The organism is uncultured Streptococcus sp. (assembly GCF_938036805.1).
Classification (GTDB): domain Bacteria; phylum Bacillota; class Bacilli; order Lactobacillales; family Streptococcaceae; genus Streptococcus.
This window is the reverse complement of sequence record NZ_CALHWC010000085.1, coordinates 1-3,475: the sequence shown is the minus strand read 5'-3', so window position 1 is coordinate 3,475 and position 3,475 is coordinate 1. Positions and strand designations below refer to the sequence as shown.

Here is a 3,475-nt window from a genome sequence, read left to right as displayed (position 1 = left end):
AAAATACTATCACTCGCAGAATCGCTCTGCCATGATTTATATCATTTAGAAAGAAAAACATGCAATTACAATTTTTAGGAACAGGAGCCGGTCAGCCGTCCAAGGCCCGCAATGTGTCTAGTCTTGTCCTCAAGCTTTTGGAAGAAATCAATGAAGTCTGGATGTTTGATTGCGGTGAAGGTACCCAGAATCAAATCTTGGAAACTACCATCAAACCTCGTAAAATTTCAAAGATTTTCATCACGCATCTGCATGGTGACCATATTTTTGGCTTGCCGGGTTTCCTCTCTAGTCGAGCTTTTCAGGCCAATGAAGAGCAGACGGATTTGGAAATTTATGGACCAGTCGGTATCAAAAGCTTTGTGATGACAAGCTTGCGCGTGTCTGGTTCTCGCCTGCCTTATCGGATTGATTTTCATGAGTTTGATGAAAACAGTCTGGGTAAGCTTCTGGAAACAGACAAGTTCACTGTTTATGCGGATAAGCTAGACCACACGATTTTCTGCGTGGGTTATCGGGTGATGCAGAAAGATTTGGAAGGAACGCTGGATGCGGACAAGCTGCGCGAGGCGGGCGTTCCTTTTGGTCCTCTCTTTGGAGAAGTCAAGAATGGTCAGGACATCGTCCTAGAAGATGGGACCAAAATCATCGCAGCCGATTATATCTCAGCTCCTCGCCCGGGTAAGACCATTACCATTTTGGGTGACACCAGAAAGACCGATTCAAGTGTTCGCTTGGCTGTGGCGGCAGATGTGCTGGTTCATGAAGCGACCTATGGCAAGGGAGATGAAAAGATGGCCCGCAAGCATGGTCATTCGACCAATATGCAAGCCGCAGAGGTAGCCAAAGAAGCTGGTGTCAAACGCCTCCTGCTCAATCATGTCAGCGCGCGTTTCTTATCGAAAGACATTAGCCAAATGCGTCGTGATGCCAGTGCTGTCTTTGAAAATGTCCATGTAGTCAAGGATTTGGAAGAGGTTGAGTTATAATTCTACAGTTTCAGACAGTTTCGTTGAGAGGGAAATAAGATGACGGTTGAAAATCGTTTATTTGATAAAGCTGATTGGTATTTTGAGGATGCATTAACTAACTATCTTTACAGCTACCAATTACAAAATGAGGAATTGACACAAGATGATTACCGAGAGATTCATCGTTGGGCTGCGAATCATATTGGTTTCTTCGTGACTTGGCTCATCCAGCATGATGCAAAGGAAATGATGACTCCTGATGAAGAAACTGTACTCCAGAGTGTCAAAGACGAGCAAACTTTGGGTGTGGATTATGTTCTAGACTGGTGTGACGGAAAATTGGGAACAATGGATGTCAAAAGGGATCTTCAGGATTTTGTGAACAACTACTACGAACATCAATACATGAAGGATTATTCTGAATTTGTAGTCAATGACTTGTACGACCTACCTTTGGAATTTTTAGGTAGCTGGGAGGATTATCATCTTTTTGCTCCTGTCATTGATCAAGCTTATGCTGACTATTTAGCTGGAAAAAGATTTCATTAAATTAACAACATGAAAGGCAGAACAATGCGCACCATCATCATCACAGGGGCCAGCGGTGGGCTGGCTCAGGAAATGGTTAAGCTCTTGCCCCATGACCGACTGATTTTGGTCGGACGGAGCAAGGCTAAGCTGGAAAAACTATATGGAGAAAGGGAAAATCTTGACCTAGTGGAGCTGGATATCACAGATAGCTCAGCTTTGGAAAGATTTGCTGTGTGGATTGACAGCCAGTACGGGCACGTCGATGTCCTAGTCAATAACGCTGGCTATGGAATTTTTGAAGAATTTGACAAAATCAGCTCAAGCGATATCGAGGCTATGTTTGAAGTCAATACCTTTGCCTTGATGAATCTGTCCCGTATCTTTGGGACTCGGATGAAGCAGGCAGGCCGAGGACATATCGTCAATATCGTTAGTATGGCCGGCCTCATTGCCAGTAGCAAGTCCAGTCTTTACTCAGCGACCAAGTTTGCAGCGATCGGCTTTTCCAATGCCCTGCGTTTGGAGCTTCTGCCTTTTGGAGTCTATGTTACGACAGTTAATCCCGGGCCTATCAAAACAGCCTTTTTCGATCAAGCGGATCCTGACGGTTCCTATGTGAAAGCAGTCGATAAATATATGCTTGAGCCAGACTTTGTAGCAGGCAAAATTGTCAAATCTTTTGGCAAAAAGAAACGGGAAATGAATCTACCTGGGATTCTCAATCTAGCGCACAAGCTTTATACCCTTTTTCCAAGAATTGCCGACAAGATGGCAGCCAATATGTTTAACTATAAGTGAGGTTTTATGACAGCTAATCTACAAGCCTACAAGGCTCATCTTCAGGCGCCTTGGGGCAAGCTTCAGTATGATATTATTTTTGCCTTTCTTGAGTCGCTGAAAGGCCAGAAAATTCTTGATTTCGGTAGCGGTTTTGGACTTGTGGCTGATTTTTTAGCAGAAAAGAACCAAGTGACCGCCATCGAGCCGAACTCAGAAATGATTTCCGAGCGCAAGCAGGACTTTTCCTATGAGCAATTGCAAGGCAGTCTAGAAGTTCTACAAACATTGCCAGACCAGTCTTTTGATGTCATCATCTGTCATAATGTCTTAGAGTATGTGTCAGAACCGACCCTCTATTTGACAGAATTTTCCCGCCTCTTAAAAAAGGACGGCAAAATTTCTCTGGTCAAGCATCACGAGGTCGGGCGGATTATGCATACGGTGGTTTTTGAAAATGACCCAGAAAAGGCCCAGCAGCTTTTGGCGGGTCAGGCATATCAAACCCACAGCATGGGAGCTGCAAAGGTCTATCAGGTTCAGGAAGTTATCTCAGGTCTGCCATTAGAAGTTGAGGATTATCAGGGAGTACGGATTTTTTACGGGCTGCAATCCAATGACTATAAAACGGCCCCTGACTGGGCTGAAAAGATGCTTGAGATGGAGCTGGCTGTCTGCAACCAATTGCCTTATCGAGACATAGCTGCCTTTCAACATCTTTGGTTAAGGAAGGATAGAGAGATTTAAAATAAAAGGACTTACATGAAATTTTTAAAGAAACAAAAGGATTATTTTGCTTTATGCTACATTTATAGTTGGTTAGTTTTACTAATAGCCCCTCTCTTAAGTATTTTTGCCTTATTCCTACTTGCTTTCGGTTTTGGCCAAGCATTTAGTACAGGCCAAACTTCTTCTTTAGAGTCTGGTATACTAATAGGTTTTCTTTTTTTAGTTTTGATTTGTATTTATGGAATTTTTTACTTTGTAATGTGGTTTAAATCACTAAGAAATTCGTTGAAAACGGGGAAATCCTCTTTTTTTGCAGCTCCAATAAGCTTAATAATGACGATGATATGTCAGTTACCTGTGTTTATCCTTATCTGCAAAGGTTTTTACTTACTCAGTCAGTACATATCAGAAATTTTCCTAGGTCAACTATACTCTGTGTTGGCATTTTCTCTTTATCTCTATTGCCA

The 3,475-nt window shown here is 42.7% G+C and carries 5 protein-coding genes; all 5 read left to right on the top strand.

The window, feature by feature from the left end:
• Positions 1 to 59: 59 nt before the first annotated feature.
• Entirely contained in the window at positions 60 to 989 is a 930-nt protein-coding gene (gene rnz, locus Q0191_RS03545; RefSeq protein WP_297663903.1) for a ribonuclease Z, read from the top strand.
• A gap of 39 nt (positions 990 to 1,028) precedes the next feature.
• A complete protein-coding gene (locus tag Q0191_RS03540; protein ID WP_297663901.1) occupies positions 1,029 to 1,520 on the top strand; it encodes a hypothetical protein in 492 nt (163 codons plus the stop codon).
• A 24-nt stretch (positions 1,521 to 1,544) separates the two neighbouring features.
• Positions 1,545 to 2,300, top strand: coding sequence for an SDR family oxidoreductase (locus Q0191_RS03535; RefSeq protein WP_297663900.1), 756 nt, complete (start codon positions 1,545 to 1,547; stop codon positions 2,298 to 2,300).
• Between the two features lie 6 nt (positions 2,301 to 2,306).
• Entirely contained in the window at positions 2,307 to 3,026 is a 720-nt protein-coding gene (locus Q0191_RS03530) for a class I SAM-dependent methyltransferase (RefSeq protein WP_297663898.1), read from the top strand.
• A 15-nt stretch (positions 3,027 to 3,041) separates the two neighbouring features.
• Positions 3,042 to 3,475 (top strand): hypothetical protein (locus Q0191_RS03525; RefSeq protein ID WP_297663896.1); only part of this gene is annotated, 434 nt, incomplete at its 3' end.